This is a genomic window from Herbaspirillum sp. NPDC087042 (assembly GCF_044745245.1).
Lineage (GTDB): Bacteria > Pseudomonadota > Gammaproteobacteria > Burkholderiales > Burkholderiaceae_D > Herbaspirillum.
Genome location: NZ_JBIUZW010000006.1, coordinates 195,007 through 216,584 on the forward strand (window position 1 = coordinate 195,007; position 21,578 = coordinate 216,584).

Consider the following 21,578-nt stretch of genomic DNA (forward strand, 5'->3'; position numbering starts at 1 on the left):
ATCAACCCGTCCACGACAAGAATCCCGGAGAACGCCATGACCAAACCGCCTCTTTTTCCACCCTACACCTCGCTCGTCGAACGGGCCTGGTTCTTTGCCTCGCGCAGCTTCAACCTGCTGGTACTGCTGTTCCTGGTGCTGCCCATCCTGGTGATGATCCCGCTGTCGTTCTCCGACAGCAGCTTCCTGATGTATCCGATCAAGGGCTTCTCGCTGCGCTGGTACCAGAACCTGTTCGCCTCCGATGACTGGATCCGCGCCGCCCGGAACAGCTTCATCGTGGCCCCGGCAGCCACCGTCATCGCCACCGTCCTGGGCACGCTGGCCGCCGTCGGCCTGAACAAGGCCGACTTCCGTGGCAAGGGCATCCTGATGGCCGTGCTGATCTCGCCCATGATCGTGCCGGTGGTAGTGGTGGGGGTGGGCGTGTACATGTTCTTCGCCCGCATCGGCCTGGCCGACAGCTACCTCGGCCTGATCCTGGCGCACGCCGCACTGGGCGCGCCCTTCGTGGTGACCACGGTGCTGGCCACGCTGCAGGGGTTCAACCACAACCTGGTGCGCGCCAGCCTGAGCCTGGGCGCCAGTCCGCTGCGCACCTTCTTCCGCATCACCCTGCCGGTGATCGCGCCGGGCCTGATCTCGGGCGCGCTGTTCGCCTTTGCAACTTCCTTCGACGAAGTGGTTCTCACCCTCTTTGTGGCCGGCCCCGAGCAAGCCACGCTGCCGCGCCAGATGTTCGCCGGCATCAAGGACAACATCAGCCCGACCATTGCCGCGCTGGCGACCATCCTGATCATTTTCTCGACCTGCCTGCTGCTGGCCCTGGAGTGGCTGCGCGGGCGTAACAAGGCGGCGGCCCGCTTCTGAGCCGGCGCCTTTTCAACGGAGCCCCGATATGCTGCAACTCAACGACCCTTCCCTGCTGCGCCAGCAAGCCTATGTCAACGGCGCCTGGTGCGACGCCGACGGCGGCGCCACGCTGGCCGTGCACAATCCCGCCAATGGCGAGCTGGTCGGCCATGTCCCGCTGATGGGCGCGGCCGAGACGCGCCGCGCCATCGAGGCCGCCAACACCGCCTGGCCGGCCTGGAAGAAAAAGACCGCCAAGGAACGCAGCACCATCCTGCGCCGCTGGTACGAGCTGATGCTGGCCAACGCCGATGACCTGGCCCTGATCATGACCACCGAGCAAGGCAAGCCGCTGGCCGAGGCGCGTGGCGAGATCGGCTATGCCGCCTCCTTCATCGAGTGGTTTGCGGAGGAAGGCAAGCGCACCTACGGTGACACCATCCCCTCGCCCTCGCCGACCAGCCGCATCGTGGTGGTCAAGGAAGCCATCGGCGTCTGCGCGGCGATCACGCCGTGGAACTTCCCGGCCGCGATGATCACCCGCAAGGCCGGTCCGGCCCTGGCCGCCGGCTGCCCGATGGTCTTGAAGCCCGCCGAAGCGACCCCCTTCTCGGCCCTGGCCCTGGCGGTGCTGGCCGAGCGCGCCGGCATCCCGGCCGGCATCTTCAGCGTGGTCACCGGCACGCCCAAGGAGATCGGCGGCGAGATGACCTCCAACCCCATCGTGCGCAAGATCAGCTTCACCGGCTCCACCGCCGTGGGCAAGCTGCTGATGCAACAGAGTGCCTCCAGCATCAAGAAGCTGTCGCTGGAACTGGGTGGCAATGCCCCCTTCATCGTCTTCGACGATGCCGACCTGGATGCGGCCGTGGAAGGCGCGATCGCCTCCAAGTACCGCAACGCCGGGCAGACCTGCGTATGCGCCAACCGCATCTACGTGCAAGACGGCGTCTATGAGGCCTTCGCCGCCAAGCTGGTCGCGGCCGTGCAGAAGTTCAAGGTCGGTGAAGGCCTGGAGAATGGCGTCACCCAGGGGCCGCTGATCAATGAACAGGCCGTGCAGAAGGTCGAGCAGCACGTCGCCGACGCAGTGGAAAAGGGTGCGCGCATCTTGCTGGGCGGCAAGCGCCATGCGCTGGGTCACGGCTTCTTCGAACCCACCGTGCTGGCCGACGTCACCCCGGCCATGCGCGTGGCGCGCGAAGAGACCTTCGGACCGATGGCACCGCTGTTCCGCTTCAAGACCGACGAAGAAGCCCTGGCCCTGGCCAACGATACCGAGTTCGGCCTGGCCAGCTATTTCTACTCGCGCGACATCGGTCGCATCTGGCGCGTGGCCGAAGGCCTGGAGTCGGGCATGGTGGGCATCAACACCGGCCTGATCTCCAATGAAGTGGCACCGTTTGGCGGCGTGAAGCAATCGGGTCTGGGTCGCGAGGGATCGCACTACGGCATCGACGATTACCTGGTGGTCAAGTACCTGTGCATGGGCGGGATCTGATCCGGCCACAACTGTTCTCTTGGTTTTCCCGTCCGGCAGGATGATCTGCCGGCATGTTTCCCGCCGCACCGTTGCCTGGCAACCGTGCGGCGCTGCAGCATGAGCGCGCGCCGCAAAGCCTTATCACGCCTGGCTTGGCAAGATCTCACATAAGCAATCCGAATGTGAGGAATTCAAAAAGCTAATTTTTCTTATGAGCGCCGCAGTCGTATAAATCCAGTTCACCCAACACATCAACATCTACAACAGGGAGCCTGGAACCATGCACACTGCAACCGCCACACCCCGGCATCAGCCGGTACGCGCGTCACTGGCCGCCTTCGTCGGCACCATGATCGAATGGTATGACTTCTACATCTACGCCATGGCCTCGGCCCTGGTCTTCGGCAAGCTGTTCTTCCCGACCACCAATGGCTTCTATGGCACGCTGGCGTCCTTCGGCACGTTTGCCGTGGGCTTCCTGGCGCGTCCGCTGGGGGGCGCGGTGTTCGGCTATATCGGCGACCGCGTGGGCCGCAAGAAGTCGCTGGTGGTCACGCTGCTGATGATGGGATCGGTGACGGTCTTGATCGGCCTCTTGCCGACCTATGCCAGCATCGGCGTGTGGGCCCCGGTGGCGCTGGTGGCCTTGCGTTTCATCCAGGGCATTGCCGTGGGCGGCGAATGGGGTGGCGCGGTGCTGATGGCCAGCGAGCATTCGCCGGATCGCAGCCGCCGCACCTTCCTGGCGTCCTTCGCGCAACTGGGCAGCCCGGCCGGCCTGATCCTGGCTACGCTCATGTTCAAGCTGGTCAACGGACTGGACAATGCCGTCTTCCTCGACTGGGGCTGGCGCCTGCCCTTCCTGGTGAGCGCGCTGCTGCTGGCGGTGGGCTTTGCGATCCGCCTGTCGGTGCAGGAGTCGCCTGACTTCCTGGCCGAGCAAGCCCGTCGCGCCAGCCTGCCGGCCAAGTCTGCCAAGCCGGAGAGCGCCCCGCTGGGCGAAGTCCTGCGCGGCGCACCGGGCCTGCTGACGCTGGCCATCGGCGCCAATGTGCTGGGCATTGCCGGCTTCTACTTCACCAATACCTTCATGCTGGTCTACACCACGCAATACCTGCAATTGCAGCGCGCGCTGGTGCTCAACTGTCTCCTGGTGGTCTCGGTGATGCAGTTCTTCATCACGCCGCTGGCCGCCTACCTGGCGCGGCGCATCGGCAACCATCGCTTCCTGGTCCGTGTGGCGGCGCTGTCGGTGGTATCGCCCTATGCGATGTTCTGGCTGGTGGACATGGGCTCGCTGACCACGGTCACCCTCGGCGTGGGCGTGGCGGTGCTCTTCATCGGTGCCTACTACGCGGTCATCGCCGGCTTCGTCAGCGAAGCCTTCCCGACCCGCATCCGCTACACCGGCATCTCCATGGCCTACCAGGTCTCTGGGGCGATCTTCGGTGGCTTGACGCCGCTGCTGGGCACGGTGCTGGCCGAGAAATTCCAGGGCCACTGGTGGCCGCTGGCGCTGCTGTTCTCGGGCATCTCGCTGCTGTCCATGCTGTCGGTGTCGCGCCTGGGCGCGCAGCACGACCGCCTGGTGGCGCCGTCCGCACGCGCGCAGGAGGTCTGATGAAAACCTTTTACCATCCCGACCAGAAACTGCACCACCCGCAAAGCTACTACTCGCGCGGCAAGATGCGCGTGCCCCAGGAAGTCCCGCAACGCCTGGATGAGCTGGCCGCCATCGCCACCCGCCTGGGCTTCGACGTACAAGCTCCGCCAGACGCCGGCGCGGCGCCCATCGGCGCGGTGCATGCGCTGGATTACCTGCAGTTCCTGCAGGATGCCCATGCGCAATGGAAGGGCCTGCCCGACGACTGGGGCGACGAGGTGGTCTCCAACATCTTCGTGCGTTCGCCCAATCCCCTGCGTGGCGTGCTGGCCAAGGCGGCGCACTACCTGGCCGACGGCAGCTGCCCGGTGGGGCCACAGACCTGGCAGTCGGCCTACTGGTCGGCGCAATGCGCCATCGCCGGGGCCCAGGCCCTGCTCGATGGCGAGCGCCACGCCTATGCGCTGTGCCGTCCACCCGGCCACCATGCGCGGCGCGACGCCGCCGGCGGCTTCTGCTATCTCAACAATGCCGCCATCGCCGCGCAGATGCTGAGCCAGCGCCATCGGCGCGTGCTGGTGCTCGATACCGACATGCACCACGGCCAGGGCATCCAGGAGATCTTCTACGAGCGGCGCGATGTGATGTACGTCTCCATCCACGGCGACCCGGAGAATTTCTATCCGGTCGTGGCCGGTTTCGAGGACGAGCGTGGCAGCGGCGAGGGGCATGGCTACAACCTCAACCTGCCCATGCCGCATGGCGCACCGGAGTCGGTCTTCTTCGACCGGCTGGCGCAGGCCTGTCGTGCCATCACCCTGTACCAGCCCGATGTGCTGGTGCTGAGCCTGGGCTTCGACATCTTCGAGAAGGATCCACAGGCGGTGGCGGGCGTGAGCGCGGCCGGCTTCGAGCGGCTGGGACGCGCCGTGGGGGCCTTCGGGCTGCCCACGCTGGTGGTACAGGAAGGCGGTTACTATATCGCCGGGTTGCAAGACAATGCGGCGCGCTTCTTCGCCGGATTGGCGCATCCCTGACCTGGCCCACCTACCCTACGCCCGCCCATGAACGCCGACCCCGCCAGCCCCCGCCAGCTCCTTCCCGCACCCGCGGCGCTCTCTTCCGAACGCATGGACTGGAACCTCCTGCGCACCTTCATGTTCGTGGTGCAGGAACGCGGGGTCGGCCGCGCCGCCGCCACGCTGTGCCTGAGCCAGCCGGCGGTGAGCCAGGCGCTACGGCGGCTGGAGGAGACCGTGGGCGGGGTGCTGCTGCACCGGCGTCATGGCGAGTTCCGGCTCACTCCGCTGGGCGAGGAGATCTATGCCGTGGCCCGCGAGATGTATGGCATGGTGGCGCGCATCGATGGCGCCGCCGGCCAGGCTGGCGAGGATGTGGCGGGCAGCCTGCGGCTGTTGCTGATGAGCCGGGTGCAGAGCGCGGCCTATGATGATTTCCTGGCGCACTTCCATCGCCGCTATCCGCGCGTGGAATTCCGCATCGAGGTCATGCAGAGCGCCGCCATCCTCGATACCCTGGCCAAGGGCAGCAGCGCGCTCGGGCTATGCCTGTGCCGTAAGCCCGTGGACAAGCTGGAGCGCCTGCTGTTCCTGCGGCATCGCTACGTGATCGTGTGCGGCCGCCATCATCCCCTGTTCGGCCAGCGCAACGTCAGCATGGCCGAGCTGCTGGTGCAGAACTTCGTCTGCTTCGCCAGCGACCAGTTGGGCGACACGCTCTCGCCGCTGACCGTGTTCCGCGACCAGCAGGGCTTTACCGGCCACATCGCCGGCACCTCGCCGCATGTGGAAGAAATCCGCCGCATGGTGGTGGCCGGCGTGGGCCTGAGTTTCCTGCCCGAGCACCTGATCCGCCAGGACGTGGCCGACGGCCAGCTGAAGGTCTTGCCGCTGGGTGGCCCGGTGGCCGAAATCGATGTCTTCCTGACCTGGCATCGCCAGCGCAAGCTGTCGGTGCCGGAGCAGGCTTTCCTGGCATCCTTCGAGCGCTTCCTGCAACGCGTGCCGCTGGAGGCGCGCACGGCCTGAAGCCGCACCCGCTCAGCTACGCAGCTCGCCACCGGCAATGCGAAACACCCCGACCGCGCTGGCCAGTTCCCGTGCCTGCTGCTGCAAGGCCGCCGCAGCTGCGCTGGCCTGCTCCACCAGGGCGGCATTCTGCTGCGTGCCCTGGTCGATCCTGGCCACGGCCAAATGGATCTGTTCGATACCCTGACGTTGCGCATGACTGCTGTCGGCGATTGCGGCCACGATCTGGCTGACCTCGCCAATGCTGCCGGTGATGCGCAGCATGGTGGTACCGGCCTCGCGCACCAGGCGGCTGCCGGTATCAACCTTGTCGACGGTGTCGCCGATGAGCCCCTTGATCTCGTGCGCGGCAGTGGCCGAGCGCTGTGCCAGCGTGCGCACCTCGGCGGCGACCACGGCAAAACCACGCCCCTGCTCGCCGGCACGCGCCGCTTCCACCGCTGCGTTCAGGGCCAGGATATTGGTCTGGAAGGCGATGCTGTCGATCACCGTGATGATCTCGACGATCTCGCGCGAGGCACCATCGATGGCGCGCATGGTATCGATCACCTGGCTGACCGCACGCTGGCCGTCGGCCACCACCCCGGCGGCCTGCTGCGCCATGCCATTGGCCTGCTGCGCGGCCTCGGCGTTCTGGCGCACGGCCTCGGTGAGCCTGGCCATGGAAGCGGCGGTCTCTTCCAGCGAGGCGGCCTGGATCTCGGTGCGCTGCGACAGGTCGCGGTTGCCGTTGCCGATCTCGGCCGAGGCGGTGGCGATGGCGTCGGTGCTGTGGCGCACCTTGGAAACGATATGGACCAGGTTGGCATGCATGGTCGCCAGCGCCTGCATCAGCTTGCCGGTCTCATTGTTGCCGGCCACGCCGATAGGATGGCCCAGATCGCCATCGGCCACACGCACGGCGATGTTGACGGCCTGCTGCAGGGGATGCGAGATGGCCCGCACCAGCAGCACCGCCATGAGCAGCGCAAACAGCAGGCCAGCGCCCATGGCCGCCACGCAGGCGACGAAGACGATGCGGTAGCGCTGCTGCGAGCGGGCATAGATGGCCTCGCCGCGTTCGCGCTGCAAGGCGATCAGGCGTGTCATCGGGACGCTGGCGCGGGCATGCAGGGGCGCCACGTTCTGGCTGTAGAGTTCGCTGGCGCCGGGGATGTTGAAAGCCGCCACCGCATCCATGGCCGGCAGCACACCCTGCTTCTTGAGCTGCGCGTAGGCTTGCGTGAACTGCGTGGCCAGCTGGCGTTCCTGCTCATCCTCCAGCACGGCCTGGGTGGCCTGCCAGGCCTGCTCGCCCTCCTTCAGGGCCAGCTGCAGCGCCTGCATCTCGGCGGCCACGTCGGCCGGGTCGAGGATGGCGGCGGCAATGCCGGAGCGGCTGCGGTCCAGCGCTGCCATCACCTGCGCGAGCTGTTGCATGGGCAAGAGGCGCTGCGCATACATGGCGCGCAGCTCCGCATTGCTGCCCGACAGGCTCCACAGGCCCAGCAGACCGAGCGATAGCAGCAGTGCCGACAGAAACCCCATGCCCCAGACCAGGCCAGCCCTGATCGTCAAGTCACGTCCCATCCCTTCCCTCCCGTTGGTGATAGCGCAAAAAAAACGGGCCGCGGCTTGCGCCACGACCCGCAAAGCACGCGGCTGCCATCATGCAGCGCGGCCACCCAGATAAAGCTCCCTGACCTGGGGATCGTTCATCAGCTCCCCGGCCCGCCCCGTCAATGCCACCGTCCCCATGGACAGCACATAGGCGCGGTCCGAAATGCGCAGGGCTTCCATGGCGTTCTGTTCGACCATGAGGATGGTCACCTGCTCCTGGCTGCGCACGGTGCGAATGGCCTCAAAGACCTCCAGCAAGACCTTCGGTGACAACCCCGCAGAAGGTTCGTCCAGCAGCAGCAGGCGCGGACGCGGCATCAGCGCGCGTGCCAGCGCCAGGATCTGGCGCTCGCCGCCCGACAGCGATGCCGCCGGCGCATTGAACTTGCGACCCAGCACGGGATAGGCCGCGCACAATTCCTCCATGCGCTCGCGGGCCTCCTGGCGCGCCATGTAATGGCCGCCGACCTGCAGGTTCTCGCGCACCGACAGCGCCGCGAAGACGTTCTCGGTCTGCGGCACGAAGCCGATGCCGCTGTGACGGATCTTGTGGTGTACCGGCAGGGTCGAGACATCCTTGCCCTGTAGCAGGATGCTGCCCTGGCGCGGCTTGAGGAAGCCGGCGATGGTCTTGAGCAGGGTGGACTTGCCGCAGCCATTAGGGCCCAGCAGGGTGATGATCTCGGCATGTTCGGCGCACAGCGTCATGCCCTTGAGGATATCGACCTCGGCGCTGTAGCCGGCCACCAGCTTGTCGATGACGATCATTGTGCGGCCTCCATGGTATTGCCCTGTTCTTGCGCACCGCCGCCCAGGTAGGCTTGCAGCACGCGCTCGTTGGATGAGAGTTCCTGCGGTGCGCAGCTGGCCACGATATGGCCGCGGTCCAGCACGATGCAGCGACTGCAGACCTCACGGATGAAGTGCATGTCGTGTTCGACGATGACGATGGTCATGCCTTGCGCATTGAGGCGGCGCAGGGCTTGCACGATGTCATTGCGCAGGTTGGGATGCACGCCCGCCGTGGGCTCGTCGAGCATGAGCAGTTGCGGGTCGCCCATGAGCGCGCAGACGATGCCCAGCAGCTTCTTCTGCCCGCCCGACAGCGCCGAGGCCGGCAGGTCGCGCACATGGCTGAGCAGCAGTTCATGCAACAACCGGGTGGCTTTCTCGCGGGCGGCGGCTTCGGCGGCGCGCACGCCGCGGCTCTCGACCAGGGTTTCCCAGAAGCCGTGATGGGTCGTGGCGGCGGCCATGGCTAGCTCGATGACCGACATCTTCTCGGGCATCGAGGGCAGCTGGAAGGTCCGGGCCACGCCGCGCGCGACGATGCGGTGCGCGCTCAGGCGGCCGATCTCCTGCTGGCGGTAGCGCACCGACCCGCTGTCGATGGCTTCGAAGCCGCTGATGGTGTTGAGCAGCGTGCTCTTGCCGGAGCCGTTGGGGCCGAGCAGGCCGACGATCTCGCCGGCGCCGATGGTGAAGCTGACGTCCTGCAGCACGCGGTTGCCGCCGAAGGCCTTGGCCAGCGAGGCGACCTCCAGCAGGGCTGGGGTTGGAGTGGGGGCTGGCACGCTGGTCATTGAATCTTCCTCAGTTTTTCGGGGATCAGGCCCTGGCTGCGCCACAGCAGCGAGAGCAACAGGATCAGGCCGATCAGGCCGATGCGCAGGGCGCCGGCAAGGTCCGAGCCGAAGTGCAGGCTGTCCTTGGCGAACGGCACCAGGCAATAGGCCGCCTGCACCAGCAGCACGCCGGTGATGACGCCCACGGTATTGCCCATGCCGCCGATCATCAGCATGGTCCACAGCATGAAGGTCTCGGAGGCCAGCATGTAGTCGGGGCCGACGAAGCTCATGTAGTGCGCATAGAGCGAGCCGGCGATGGCGGTGATGGCGGCGCCGGCCATGATGGCGCGTGACTTCAGCGCAAGCAGGTCGTAACCCATGCAGGCGGCCAGCTTGGGTTCCTCGCGCATGAGCCGCAGGGCGCGACCAAAACGGCCATCGCCCAGGCGCTGGCTGGCCAGTGCCAGCAGCGCCAGCAGGGCCAGCACCAGGGCCAGGAAGCCCAGCGCGCCCCAGGGACGGGGCAGCTCACCCAGCGGGAAGGCAATCGCGCTGATGCCCTGGGCGCCACCGGTGAGCCAGTCTTCGTTGGTGGCAACGGTGCGCAGGATCTCGGCGATGGCCAGGGTGGCGATGCCCCAGTAGTCGGCGCCGAGCTGTCGCCCCAGGCGGGCGATGCACCAGCCCAGCACGATGGCGAGCAGCACGCCCACGCCCGCCCCCACCAGCGCCGGATAGCCCGCCGCCGTGAGGATGCCGGTGGCATAGGCGCCGATGCCGGCAAAGGCGATGTGACCAAAATTGAGCAGGCCCGCATAACCGGCCTGCAGGTTCAGGCCCAGCGCCATGATGGCGTAGATGCCGGCGATGGTCAGGGAAAAGATCAGGAAATCAGACACGACGCACCTCGCGGTCGAACAGGCCGTAGGGCTTGAACAGCAAGGCCAGCAGCAGGATGAGGAAGGAAGCGGCACTGATATAGGCCACCGGCAGGAACGCCACCGGCTTGCCCAGCAGCCAGCCGAGGTTGAGATTGGTGACCACGGTCTCGGTCAGTGCGATCAGGAAGGCACCGGCCACCGCGCCCAGCGGATTGCCCAGCCCGCCCAGGATGGCGGCGGCAAACACCGGCAGCAGCATGTCGTAGCCCAGGTTGACGTGGGCGCCGCTGGTCATGGCCAGCATGCTGCCGCCCAGCGCGGCCAGGGCGCCGCTGCTGAAGTTGACCAGGCGGGTGATGTTCTCGGCGTTCAGGCCGGAGGCAGCGGCCAATGCGCGATTGCACGACAGCGCGCGCATCGCGCGGCCGGTACGGGTGTAGAACAGCAGGGCAGAAAACAGCACCAGCAGCAGGACCGTGGTGGCCAGTGCATAGAGCTGGGTATGGCCAATACGCACCTCGCCGATCTGCAGGGGCGCCGTCAGCGGCAGCTTGAACATCAGCGGGAAGGAGCCGGACAGGCCCAGCGTGACGGCCACCATCAGCATGGCCAGCGCCAGCGAGCCGATCATGGTGATGGCCGGGCCGGACTGCAGCAGGCGGCGGAACACCAGCAGGTGCAGCACCAGCGTGAGCACGCCCACGGCGCAACAGGAGAACAGGATCGCCAGTACCATCGGCAAGCCGGCAGCGTGGAAGAAATAACTCAGATAAGCCCCCAGCATGGCATATTGCACATGCGCGATATTGGGAAACTTCACCAGTCCATACACCAGCGACAGACCCAGCGCGACCAGCGCCAGGTCCGAGGTGCGGACCAGTGTGTCAATCAGGAATTGGAACATCGGGAAACTCCGGGAATTGCAGGGCGGACCGTCACCATCGGCGGCGGCCCGTACAGCGGGGCAAGGCAGAGGCAGCGCCATCACATGGCACCGCCCCGCGCCTGCGACTTAGCGTGGTACGACCTTGCCGTCGAACTTGAGGCGGGCATAGGGCGGATCCTGGCGCTGGCGGTCGGCATCGAAGCTGATGGCGCCGGTCACGCCGGGATAGGCGCGGCCGATCTCCTTGAGGGCGGCGGCGACCTCGGCCGGATTGACCGACCTGGCCTTGTTGATGGCAGCGGCCGTCATCATCACCGCGTCATAGGCGTAGCCGGTATAGGAGGTCTTCATGCCTTCCTTGTAGCGGGCACGGAAGGCCTCGGCATAGGCGCGACCGGCCGGGCCATCGACCGAACCCACCTCCATGCCCAGCTGGCCGTTGGCGATCTCGGGTGGCGTGTCGGACAGGCACATCGACAGCAGGATGCCGTACCAGGGTGTCTTGCGCAGACCCAGCTCGAAGGCTTCGCGGTTGATGATGGCCGACTCCTGGCCGTAGGCGGTATAGATGTAGGCATCCGGTGCGCTGCGGGCAATCTGCTGCAGTTCGCGGCGATAGGTGGATTGGCCGGCGGTGTAGAGCACTTCGGTGACGACCTGGCCACCGAGTTTTTCGAACTCTTCCTTGAAGCCGTGCGCCACGCCCTGGCCATAGGCATTGTTGGGGGCGATCATGGCGACCTTGCGATAGCCCAGCGCCCAGGTGTCGGCCGCCGAGAAACGGTTGCCGAAGTTTTCCAGGCCGATCAGGTTGAAGGAAGTCGCGCCGATGTCGCGGATCTTGATGCTGGTGCTGGCGATGTTGATGTGGACCGCGCCTTCCTTGACCAGGTATTGGCCCAGCGGGATGCTGATACCCGACGAGTACTCGCCGATCACCACCGGCACCTTGTCCACCGACACCAGCTTGCGGGCCGCATTGAGGGCCGTGGTCGGATTGCCGCCGGAGTCCTCGATGATGACCGAGAACTTCTTGCCCAGCACACCCCCCTGGCTGTTGACCTTGTCCACCGCCAGATCCACGGCGCGACGCACGTCCTCGCCCACGGTGGCATTGGCGCCGGTCAGCGACAGCACCGCCCCCATCTGCACGGTCTGCTGCGCCATCGCGCCGGCCGTCACCGTGCAGGCCGCCAAGGCCATCCAGGTGGCCGCATTGATCCTGATCCTCATTGCTCACTCCTCTTTAAGAAAAAAAAGACACAGCCTCCCCTGGCAGCGCTGCTGCCGGCTCGGCCCCGCTTGCGGGAATTGCCGGCAACCGGCCGGCGACGGACCTTCTATTGCGCCTGCTTTATTTATTCATGTACGCATAGGTGTAGTCGTGCGGCGCCGCCGAGGTTTCCTTGACGGTGCGTGGCGAGACCCAGCGCAACAGGTTCAGCGCCGACCCGGCCTTGTCGTTGGTGCCGCTGCGGCGCGCACCGCCGAAGGGCTGCTGGCCGACCACGGCGCCGGTGGGCTTGTCGTTGATATAGAAATTGCCGGCCGCGAAGCGCAGCGCCTGGCCGGCCTGCAGGATGGCCGCGCGCTCGGTGGCGAAGACCGCGCCGGTCAGGGCATAGGGGCTGGTGCCGTCGACCAGCTGCAAGACCTCGTCCCACTGGCTGTCCTGGTAGACGTAGATCGCCAGCACCGGGCCAAAGATCTCGTTTTCCATCAGCGCATGGCGGGGGTCCTTGACTTCGATGACGGTGGGCTCGATGAAGTAGCCGGTCTTGTCGTCGCACTTGCCACCCACCAGCACCTCCACATTGGCATCTTCGCGGGCACGGTAGAGGTAGGTGCGGATGCGGTCGAAGGCGCGCTTGTCGATGACCGCCCCCATGAAGTTGCCGAAGTCGCAGACGTCCCCCATCTTGATCGACTTCACCATCGCCAGCACGCGCGACTTGACGGCCGGCCACAACGATGCCGGCACATAGGCGCGCGAGGCGGCGCTGCATTTCTGTCCCTGGTATTCGAAGGCGCCACGCACCAGCGCCACGGCCAGGGCATCGACGTCGGCCGAGCGGTGCGCCAGCACGAAGTCCTTGCCACCGGTTTCGCCGACCAGGCGTGGATAGCTGCGGTAGCGCGAGATATTGCGGCCGACCTCGCTCCACATGGTGTCGAAGACGGCGGTGGAGCCGGTGAAGTGCACACCGGCCAGCGCCGGGTGGCTTAAGGCGACGTTGCTGATCTCGACCGGATCGCCCGGCACGAAGTTGATGACGCCCGGCGGCAGGCCGGCCGCTTCCAGCAATTCCATGAAGAGATAGTTCGACAGCGCGGCGGTGGCGGCCGGCTTCCACAGCACGGTATTGCCCATCAGCGCCGGGGCGATCGCCAGGTTGCCGCCGATGGCGGTGAAATTGAAGGGCGTGACGGCGTAGACGAAACCTTCCAGCGGCCGGTATTCGCTGCGGTTGCGCACACCCGGTGCGTGCTGCGGCTGCATCTGCGCGATATCGTGGGCGAACTGCACGTTGAAGCGCAGGAAGTCGATCAGCTCGCAGGCCGAATCGATCTCGGCCTGGTAACAGGTCTTGCTCTGGCCCAGCATGGTGGCAGCGTTCATGCGCGCGCGCCAGGGTCCGGCCAGCAGGTCCGCCGCCTTCAGGAAGACCGCCGAGCGCTCCTGCAGTGACCAGGCGCTCCACTCGCGCTGCGCCGCCAGCGCCGCATCGACCGCGGCCACCACGCTCTGGCGGTCGGCGTGATACAGGTTGGCGAGCACGCGCTCGTGCTCGTGCGGGGCACGCACGGCGGTGGCGGTGCTGCCATGGATGCGCTCGCCATTGATCACGGCCGGCAGATCCCGGCAGGCATTCTTCTGCGCCAGCAGCTCGGCACGCAGCAACTCACGTTCGGCGCTGCGCGGGGCGTAATTCAGGACGGGCTCGTTGGCGGTCATTGGATATGAAGTATTCATAAATATATTCAAAACAATACAGATTGGATCCAGTTACAAATAATTGGATCCAGTCTATCAGAGGAAAAGTTGAGGCACAATGGGAAGTTTTGAGAACGCAGATTCCGTGGAACGCACGCAGTGCCACAGGGCAATACCGGAGGCGGGAAGAACGCGAGAGTGGCGGGCCGATCGGGCCGGCACTTCAGGCGCCAGGCCGCTTCCGGGCGGAAGCGGGATCCTTGACGATATAAGAATTCATTGATGGCAACGCAAACAAGCCCGGCCAAGGCCGAACGCGGTCTCCCGCAAATCATCCGCGACCAGTTGCGTGACGAGATCCTCAACGGCAGCCTGGCCAGCGGCACCCAGCTGCGCCAGGATGCCCTGGCAGAACGCTTCAATACCAGCCGCCTGCCGGTACGCGAGGCCTTGCGCCAGCTGGAGTCGGAGGGATTGATCACCTACCAGCGCAATCGCGGCGCCGTCGTCGCCGGGATGGACGTGACCCAGTTGTGCGAGATGATGGATATCCGCATCGCGCTGGAATGCCATGCGGCCAAGATTGCCGTGCCCAACATGGTGCAGCGGGATATCGCGCAGTTGCAGGAGATCCTGGATCTGTACAACGCCTCGGAGTCGGTGGCCGAATGGGCCGAGTACAACCGCCGCTTCCACCTGGCCCTGTGCGCGCCGTCCAACAACACCAAGCTGCGGCGGCTGATCGAGGAGTTCTGCCTGAACACCGATCGCTACACGCACGAGATGATGTCGCTGGCCACCGGCAAGGACGCCCCGCAGCACGATCACTTCGAGATCCTGGAAGCCTGCAAGCAGCGCGATGCCGCCCGGGTGGCGGCACTGCTGGAGCGGCACATCCAGGAAACCAAGAACAACCTGCTGGCCACCGACCGTCTCAAGCGCGAGGGCGTGGCCCAGGCCTGACCAGGCCGGGCGGCCTGGCAGTTGTTGCCGCCGGGTTCAGTTCAGGAGTCAGGCGCGTCCGTCGCGGCGGGCCTGCATCTTCTCCAGCAGGGCCTGGCGCACGGCCGGCCATTCGTCGTCGATGATGGAAAAACGTACCGAGTCGCGCCTGCGTCCATCGGGCATGATGCGCTCGCGCCGCACGATCCCCTCCTGCTGCGCGCCGATGCGCAGGATGGCCGCGCGCGAACGTTCGTTGAGCACATCGGTGGTGAATTGCACGCGCACGCATTGCAGCACCTCGAACGCATATTGCAGCAGCAGGAACTTGGCCTCGGTATTGACGCCGCTCTGCTGTACCGACTGCGCCAGCCAGGTATGGCCGATCTCCAGCTTGCGGTTGGCCGCATCCATCTTCCAGTAGCGGGTCGTCCCCAGCACCTTGCCGCTGTCACGCGCCACGATCACGAAGGGCATGACCTTGCCGCTGGCGCGACCGTCAAGGGCGGTCGCGATGTAGGCATCGATGTTGTGCTCGCCGGGGACGACGGTGAAGGTCATGTTCCAGAGCTCGCCATCGGCGGCAGCCGCCAGCAAACCCTCGCGATGCTGGGCTTGCAGGGGATGCAGTTCGACCAGATGGCCGCTGAGGGTGGGTTGGGGCTGGTGGAAGGCGGACATGGGTTCCTTGCAGGCGGGGGAGGAACGCCATCATGCCGCATCGCACCGGAGATGGCGACACACAGATTGCCGGGATGCGCGGCGTAACAGCACGACAGCCCTGCAACGCGTTGCGAATGCAGGCGGCCCAACCGGATCTGGATCTACGCTAGGACGAAGCCGCCATCCTGGCGCGCAAATCCTCGGTGGTACTGCCCTGCCCGTCCGGCTGCCAGCCGGGTGGCCTGTACAGGTAGGCCAGGCGCGTGCGCCAGCTGTTCGCCCGTGCCATATCGGCCAGCAAGGACTTCCATTGCGAGAATTCAAGGGTCAGCAGATCGCGGGAGGCGGTCTGCCCGACCAATCCATAGCGGCAAGGCAGATCCGGACGCTGCGCCCGGTAGGTGCCGAAGAGGCGATCGAAAATGATCAGCACACCGCCGTAGTTGCAATCCAGGTAGTCCAGGTTGCAGGCGTGATGGACACGGTGCGCCGAGGGCGTATTGAGGATCCACTCCAGCGGCCCCAGGCGGGGTATCCAGGTGGCATGCAACCAGAACTGGTAGATCAGGTTCAGCGACAGCAGCATCAGCACGATCTTGGGTGGCATGCCAAGCAGGGGCGCCAGCATGAAGAAGAGCAGCGAGCCCGTCAGGCGGCCGGTCCAGCCGAAGCGATAGGCGGCCGAAAGATTGAGCTGCTCGGGAGAATGATGCACGGCATGCGTACACCAGAACCAGCGCACACGGTGCGCCGCGCGGTGGTACCAGTAGTAGCACAGTTCCTGCCCCAGGAAGCAGGCCAGCCATCCGTGCCAGTCCGTTAGCGGCAAGGTCCACAGGCGGTGTTGCCAGAACCAGTCCATGGCCTGCGTCCAGAAGGCCAGCGGCAGCAGCCAGCGCAAGGGATATTCCCGGACCAGGAAATCAGCCAGGGACATGCCTGCCGCATGCCAGTCGTAGTTGCGCCACCCGCGCAACGCAGAAAGTACCAGCGCTTCCAGCAAGGAAGCGCCGAGTACCACGAGCATCGACCATTTCAGGATGACCAACAGGATGTCCATGACGACCCCGAGGGAAAGACGGACCAGGCTTGCATCAGGATGATCGGGCAAGGATACACGATGCCCGCCCCGTCCACCTCCCTGTGGTGCTCAGGTCCGCTTCAGAAATGCGCGCCCGCCGCCACCGGTGCGCCACCACCACGGGGGCCGTAGCGCAGGGTCAGCAGGGTGCCCAGGGTCATGGTGATGACCGCGAAGATCGGCCCCCCCAGCGCGCCCACATGGTCCACCATCAGGCCGCCACCGATGGCGCCGCTGGCGATGGCGATCTGGAAGGCAGCCACCAGCAGGCCCCCGGCTCCTTCTGCATGATCCGGCGCGGCACGCACGATCCAGGTCTGGAATCCCACCGGGAAGGCGCCAAAGGCAAAGCCCCACAGCGTAATGGCCACTGCCGCCACCACCGGAGAACTGCCCGCCACCCACAGGGAGGCCGCCAGCAGGGCGATCAGGCCGCCGCCGGCGACGATGGCATAGCGCTCGCTGCGCTCGGCGATGAAGCCGCCGGCAAAGTTGCCGAAGAAACCGCCCACGCCATAGCCCAGCAGCACCGCCGAGATGGTGGAGACCGACATATGGGTGATCTGCTCCATCAGCGGGCGGATGTAGGTGAAGCCGGCAAAGTGACCCGACACCACCAGCAGCACCGCCAGCAGGGCCACGCGCACATCGGTGCGACCAAGCAGCTCGGAGAGCACCTTGAGGCTGGGATGATCCTTGGGCGGCAACCTGGGAATGGCCACCAGCTGGATGGCGATGGCCACCAGGCTGACCACGCCGGCGGCCACGAAGGCACTGCGCCAGCCCCACAGGTTGCCCATGTAGGCGCCCACCGGGGCGGCACAGACGGTGGCCACCGAGACGCCTGTCAGGATCAGCGACATGGCGCGTGCAAACAGGCGCTCCGGCACCAGGCGCATGGCCAGCGCGGCGGCCATCGACCAGAAGCCGCCCAGCGCCACGCCCAGCATCACCCGCGCCACCAGCAGCACCGGCAGGCTGCCGGCCGTGACGGCCAGGATGTTGGAGAGCAGCAAGAGCAGCGACAGCATCACGATCACGCGCTTGCGGTCGATGTTGCGGGTCAGCAGCGGAATGGTGGGCGCGGCGATGGCGCCGACGATGGCGGTGGCCGTGACGGCCTGGCCGGCGGCGCCGTCGGAGACACCCAGGTCGGTGGCGATGGCCGTCAGCAGGCTGGCCGGCAGGAATTCCGCCGTGACCAGGCTGAAGACGCCCAGCGCCAGGCTGGCGATGCCGCCCCAGTTGGCGTGCGACTCGTGAAGCGGGGCCGCAGGCTGCGGGCGGCTGGCTGCCGTGGCCGTATCGGCCTCTGGCGCGTCGATGCAGCTAAGCTCGGACATGGAAAACCTCTTGATGACATGGGAACCGCAGTCTATGGTTAAATACCAGGACTTTCCATGCCCATATTTCGCAATTAGATGACTATTCGTCCAAACCTGAGCGAACCCGCCCCCACGGAGGCTGCCATGCGCAAACCCGACGGCATCGACCCGTTGACCGAGATCCTGCTGGGCCTGCGCCTGGATGGCGTGGAATATGCCCGCTACGTGCTGCATGAACCCTGGGCGGTGGCCTTCCCGGCGCGGCGCGAGGCGAGCTTTCATTTCGTCGCCCAGGGCAGTTGCTGGATGCAGGTCGGGCGGGATGAATGGATGCAGCTCAATACCGGCGACGCCCTGCTGTTGCCGCGCGGATCGCGCCACGTGCTGGCCAGCGCCCCGGAACTGCCGGCCATGGAAATCAGCCGCCTGGCGCGCAAGGCCGTGGCCGAGAACCTCTACCTGGTCGATGACAGTGCCCCCAGCGGAGCCATCGGCGTGGCGCCGCCCTCGCATGTGCTGTTCTCGGGCACCATGCGCTTCAACCTGGACCCGCTGCATCCGCTGCTGATGATGATGCCCGAGGCCATGCGTGCCTGCGATCTGGCGCAACGCGATCCGGCCGTGCTGCCCCTGCTGGACGCCATGGAGCGTGAAGTGGCGCTCAACCGCATCGGCGCCTGCGGCATCCTGGCACGCCTGGCCGATGTGCTCTCGGCCAGCATCATCCGCGGCTGGGTGGAATGCGCCTGCACCGATGCCAGCGGCTGGATCGCCGCCGTGCGCTGCCCCCAGGTGGGTCGCGTGCTGGCGGCAGTGCACCAGCAGCCGGAACGCGAATGGTCGGTGGCCGAACTGGCCGCCGTGATGGGGGCCTCGCGCTCCAGCTTCATCGAGAAGTTTTCCAGCACCGTGGGGGAGACCCCGGCCAAGTACGTGGCCCGCGTGAAGATGTTCCAGGCGCGCCACTGGATCGCCCGCGAGGGCTTGCGCGTGGCGGTGGTGGCCAACCGCCTCGGCTATGACTCGGAAGCTTCCTTCAGCCGCGCCTTCAAGCGCATCATCGGCCATCCCCCCAGCGAGGCAAGACTGGGCTGAGGCCCTCATCGCACCCGCTCTTGCTGGGCATCAATGTTGTCGAATTAATACGATACAGTTGGCATAATATAAATCGCTATACGCCCAAATTCCCCTTCGCTATCATGGAAAAGGGGATGAAACCTTGTTCTACATGCCATCTGCGGCGTAACGAGGGGGAACAATGCAATTCGATATCGTGCATGCCTTCGGGGCAGGCGTTTATTGCGTTTTCATCGTACTTTTCCTGCTCGCCACCAGAATTCCGCGCACCAATCCAGGGGCAGGCTGGTGGGCGCTGGCCATGTGCTGCGCGCTCGTTGCGCGGGTGAGCCTGGTCTCGCTGGGCGCCGGCGCCGACCACACGCTGGCCAATGCCGTCTACGGCAGCTTCAATATCCTGGAGAAGACCTTCCTGATCACCGGCTTCGTGCGTTTCTTCGAAGTGCGGCGCAGCGTCCTCGTGGTCTACCTGGCTGCGGCGGCGACCGAGCTGTGGCTGCTGGTCGTGGAGAAGTCGGTACCGTTTCCGGTGGTCAGGAGCACGCTGTATGCCGGCGCCAATGTTTTCATCCTGGGCTACCTCGCGTGGCTGGTCGCCCGGGAAGACATCGATTGCTCGCCCCTCATCCGCAGGGTCATGAGCGCGGCCTGCGCCGCGCTGGCACTGCACTGGGCCACCGCGACGATGGTCTCCCGCTTCTATCCGGACTGGCTGCAGAATGGCTTCGTGCTGGGCACGGCCCTGGTGATGCTGCAGTACATGGCCATGCTCACGGCGATCCTGTCGGGGTTCCAGAAGCGCCTCATCAATGCCGAGACCAAGGCCCTGAAGATGGCCTTCAAGGATCCGCTGACCGGGCTCTACAACAAGCACTTCATGAACAATCTCTTCGACCAGGCGCTGCTGCTGGCGACCCGGCCGCACCACCTGGTGGCGGTGTACTACATCGACCTGGACAACTTCAAGCCGGTCAATGACCAGGCCGGTCACGCGGTCGGCGACGAAGTGCTCAAGTGCGTGGCCCAGCGCCTCAAGGAAGGTGTGCGCAGCACCGATATCTGCGCACGCCTGGGGGGCGATGAATTCACCGTGATCGCCACCCAGCTGGAACACAAGGATCAGGCGCCGGAAATCGCCAAGAAACTGCTGGCCCGCCTGGCCGCACCGATTGCCGTGGCCGGCAAGCAGTTCCAGCTCGGGGCCAGCATCGGCATCAGCCTGTATCCCCTGCACAGCAGTGACCTGTCGATGTTGCTGCAGCAGGCGGACATGGCCATGTACCACGTCAAGAGCAGCGGCAAGAGCGGTTACGAGCTCTATGTCAATGACAACACCTGAGACGCCCTGAGCGCATGCGGATCAGCCGCAGAAAAATGGCGGATCCCCTGCGGGAATCCCCCCTCGCCCTCACTGCGGCAATGTGCCCATGAAGCGCGCCAGCTCGCGCGCGTAGAAGCGGGCCATGCCGGTGGTGCCGTGGCCGCGCGTCTCGGCACTGGCGGGGATGAGCAGCAATTGCGCCCCCGGCACCTGCTGCAACGCGGCCTGCATGATGCCGGTCTCGGGTGGATTGCGCTCGTCGTCGGCGGAATTGATGGCCAGCACCGGCACCCGGATCTTCGACAGTCCCGGCGCGGCATCGTAGTCGGCCGAGGAACCCCATTGATAGATGAAGTCGTTGGCATCGGCCGTCACCGGCGCGGCCAGGCGTTCATCGACCAGCTTGTCGGCCTGGGCATGGGTGCCGGCGATGGCCTGGTAGGCCAACGTGCCGCCATTGGTGGCGAAGACGAACATGTTGTTGGCCAGGCGCAGCGAGGGCGGCTGCACGGTGTAGTTGCCGTTGTTCCAGGCCGGATCCTGGCGGATCGACTCCACCAGCATGCGCCGCATCATCCAGTTGCGGCTGGCCATTTCGGTCGGTTGCGAAGCCATCGGCACCAGGCCGTCGGCAAAGCCGGGATAGCTGCCACCCCACAGCCAGGTCTGCATGCCGCCCATGGAATTGCCGATGATCAGGCGCAGGTGCTGCACGCCCAGGCCTTCGGTGAGCATGCGGTATTGCGCCAGCACCATGTCGGCATAGTTGTATTGCGGGAAGGCCGCGCGCAGGCCGTCCGAGGGCTTGCTGGACTTGCCCACGCCGATGCCGTCGGGAATGATGATGAAGTACTTGCTGGCATCGAGCGGCTGGCCGGGGCCGAACAACTGGCCGGCGAAGTCCCTGGACAACATCGCCGCGGCCGTCTGGTAGGTGCCGTGCAATACCAGTACCGCAGGATGGCTGCGCTCGCCCAGGGTGAGGTAGTGCAGGCGCAGGTTCTCCAGCACCTGGCCGTCATGGAACTGGAAGCGCGGGGCAACCCACTCGCCTGCCACCGGCTGGGGCAGGTCGGCGGCCTGGACAATGGGCGCGGCCGGCAGCGCCAGCAAGGCGCCACAGGCAAGCAACAGGCGGGCTGCACGGCGCAGGCGGGAGGTCAGGGGCATGGCGTCTCCGGTGGGTCTTCATGGGTGATGGCAGGGGGCCGAGTATGTAACAAGTGTAAGAGATCTTGTTAAGCGTGTTACATCTCGAATTTTTTTGAGATTCTACCGGTCTATGCCCTTACCAGCCCCGGATCATCGGTGTTG

Annotated in this window: 19 protein-coding genes; 8 read left to right on the forward strand and 11 right to left on the reverse strand. The window is 65.8% G+C overall.

The window, feature by feature from the left end; genetic code table 11:
• The first annotated feature begins 36 nt into the window (after positions 1–36).
• The 5 genes from ACIPHN_RS10715 (at position 37) to ACIPHN_RS10735 (ending at position 5,986) form a co-directional block, all read left to right on the forward strand.
• Entirely contained in the window at positions 37–870 is an 834-nt protein-coding gene (locus tag ACIPHN_RS10715; protein WP_400435950.1) for an ABC transporter permease, read from the forward strand.
• A 28-nt stretch (positions 871–898) separates the two neighbouring features.
• The gene (gabD, locus tag ACIPHN_RS10720) at positions 899–2,353 is read left to right on the forward strand and encodes an NADP-dependent succinate-semialdehyde dehydrogenase (protein WP_400435951.1); all 1,455 of its coding nucleotides are present in this window, start codon (positions 899–901) and stop codon (positions 2,351–2,353) included.
• A gap of 262 nt (positions 2,354–2,615) precedes the next feature.
• Positions 2,616–3,956, forward strand: coding sequence for an MFS transporter (locus ACIPHN_RS10725; RefSeq protein ID WP_400435953.1), 1,341 nt, complete (start codon positions 2,616–2,618; stop codon positions 3,954–3,956).
• Entirely contained in the window at positions 3,956–4,975 is a 1,020-nt protein-coding gene (locus tag ACIPHN_RS10730) for a histone deacetylase family protein (RefSeq protein WP_400435955.1), read from the forward strand. The genes ACIPHN_RS10725 and ACIPHN_RS10730 overlap by 1 nt, the downstream gene beginning before the upstream one ends.
• A 27-nt stretch (positions 4,976–5,002) precedes the next feature.
• Positions 5,003–5,986: a LysR family transcriptional regulator gene (locus ACIPHN_RS10735; RefSeq protein ID WP_400435957.1), complete on the forward strand. Its 984-nt coding sequence runs from the start codon at positions 5,003–5,005 to the stop codon at positions 5,984–5,986.
• 12 nt (positions 5,987–5,998) lie between these two features.
• Here ACIPHN_RS10735 and ACIPHN_RS10740 read toward each other — a convergent pair whose 3' ends face one another.
• The 7 genes from ACIPHN_RS10740 to pruA all read right to left on the reverse strand — a co-directional run bounded on the left by ACIPHN_RS10740 (position 5,999) and on the right by pruA (position 13,894).
• A complete protein-coding gene (locus tag ACIPHN_RS10740; protein ID WP_400435958.1) occupies positions 5,999–7,543 on the reverse strand; it encodes a methyl-accepting chemotaxis protein in 1,545 nt (514 codons plus the stop codon).
• 90 nt (positions 7,544–7,633) lie between these two features.
• Positions 7,634–8,353 (reverse strand): ABC transporter ATP-binding protein, encoded by a 720-nt coding sequence (locus ACIPHN_RS10745; RefSeq protein WP_400435960.1) that lies wholly within the window; start codon positions 8,351–8,353, stop codon positions 7,634–7,636.
• Positions 8,350–9,168, reverse strand: a complete 819-nt coding sequence (locus ACIPHN_RS10750; protein WP_400435961.1) for an ABC transporter ATP-binding protein — start codon at positions 9,166–9,168, stop codon at positions 8,350–8,352. The genes ACIPHN_RS10745 and ACIPHN_RS10750 overlap by 4 nt, the downstream gene beginning before the upstream one ends.
• Positions 9,165–10,052 (reverse strand): branched-chain amino acid ABC transporter permease, encoded by an 888-nt coding sequence (locus ACIPHN_RS10755; RefSeq protein WP_400435962.1) that lies wholly within the window; start codon positions 10,050–10,052, stop codon positions 9,165–9,167. Before ACIPHN_RS10755 ends, ACIPHN_RS10750 begins: the two co-directional genes overlap by 4 nt.
• Positions 10,045–10,938 (reverse strand): branched-chain amino acid ABC transporter permease, encoded by an 894-nt coding sequence (locus tag ACIPHN_RS10760; RefSeq protein WP_400435964.1) that lies wholly within the window; start codon positions 10,936–10,938, stop codon positions 10,045–10,047. The genes ACIPHN_RS10755 and ACIPHN_RS10760 overlap by 8 nt, the downstream gene beginning before the upstream one ends.
• A gap of 108 nt (positions 10,939–11,046) precedes the next feature.
• A complete protein-coding gene (locus ACIPHN_RS10765) occupies positions 11,047–12,153 on the reverse strand; it encodes an ABC transporter substrate-binding protein (protein WP_400435966.1) in 1,107 nt (368 codons plus the stop codon).
• A gap of 121 nt (positions 12,154–12,274) precedes the next feature.
• Positions 12,275–13,894 (reverse strand): L-glutamate gamma-semialdehyde dehydrogenase, encoded by a 1,620-nt coding sequence (gene pruA, locus ACIPHN_RS10770; protein WP_400435968.1) that lies wholly within the window; start codon positions 13,892–13,894, stop codon positions 12,275–12,277.
• 243 nt (positions 13,895–14,137) lie between these two features.
• On the opposite strand from pruA, the gene ACIPHN_RS10775 reads away from it, so the two are divergent.
• A complete protein-coding gene (locus tag ACIPHN_RS10775; RefSeq protein ID WP_400435969.1) occupies positions 14,138–14,818 on the forward strand; it encodes a GntR family transcriptional regulator in 681 nt (226 codons plus the stop codon).
• 48 nt (positions 14,819–14,866) lie between these two features.
• Here the strand turns inward: ACIPHN_RS10775 and ACIPHN_RS10780 are convergent, their stop codons facing one another.
• The 3 genes from ACIPHN_RS10780 to ACIPHN_RS10790 form a co-directional block, all read right to left on the reverse strand.
• Positions 14,867–15,478 carry a GNAT family N-acetyltransferase gene (locus tag ACIPHN_RS10780; RefSeq protein ID WP_400435971.1) on the reverse strand — a complete coding sequence of 204 codons (612 nt, stop codon included), beginning with the start codon at positions 15,476–15,478 and terminating at the stop codon, positions 14,867–14,869.
• A gap of 148 nt (positions 15,479–15,626) precedes the next feature.
• The gene (locus tag ACIPHN_RS10785) at positions 15,627–16,520 is read right to left on the reverse strand and encodes a sterol desaturase family protein (protein ID WP_400435973.1); all 894 of its coding nucleotides are present in this window, start codon (positions 16,518–16,520) and stop codon (positions 15,627–15,629) included.
• A 101-nt stretch (positions 16,521–16,621) separates the two neighbouring features.
• Entirely contained in the window at positions 16,622–17,884 is a 1,263-nt protein-coding gene (locus ACIPHN_RS10790) for an MFS transporter (RefSeq protein ID WP_400435975.1), read from the reverse strand.
• Positions 17,885–18,010: 126 nt separating this feature from the next.
• Here ACIPHN_RS10790 and ACIPHN_RS10795 point away from each other — a divergent pair, with 126 nt between their 5' ends.
• Together ACIPHN_RS10795 and ACIPHN_RS10800 are read left to right on the forward strand one after the other, a co-directional pair.
• On the forward strand, positions 18,011–18,961 hold the full coding sequence (locus ACIPHN_RS10795; RefSeq protein WP_400435977.1) for an AraC family transcriptional regulator: 951 nt from the start codon (positions 18,011–18,013) through the stop codon (positions 18,959–18,961).
• Between the two features lie 163 nt (positions 18,962–19,124).
• Entirely contained in the window at positions 19,125–20,282 is a 1,158-nt protein-coding gene (locus tag ACIPHN_RS10800; protein ID WP_400435979.1) for a diguanylate cyclase domain-containing protein, read from the forward strand.
• A gap of 69 nt (positions 20,283–20,351) precedes the next feature.
• On the opposite strand, the gene ACIPHN_RS10805 is transcribed toward ACIPHN_RS10800, so the two are convergent.
• Positions 20,352–21,434 (reverse strand): alpha/beta fold hydrolase, encoded by a 1,083-nt coding sequence (locus tag ACIPHN_RS10805; protein WP_400435981.1) that lies wholly within the window; start codon positions 21,432–21,434, stop codon positions 20,352–20,354.
• Between the last annotated feature and the right edge of the window lie 144 nt (positions 21,435–21,578).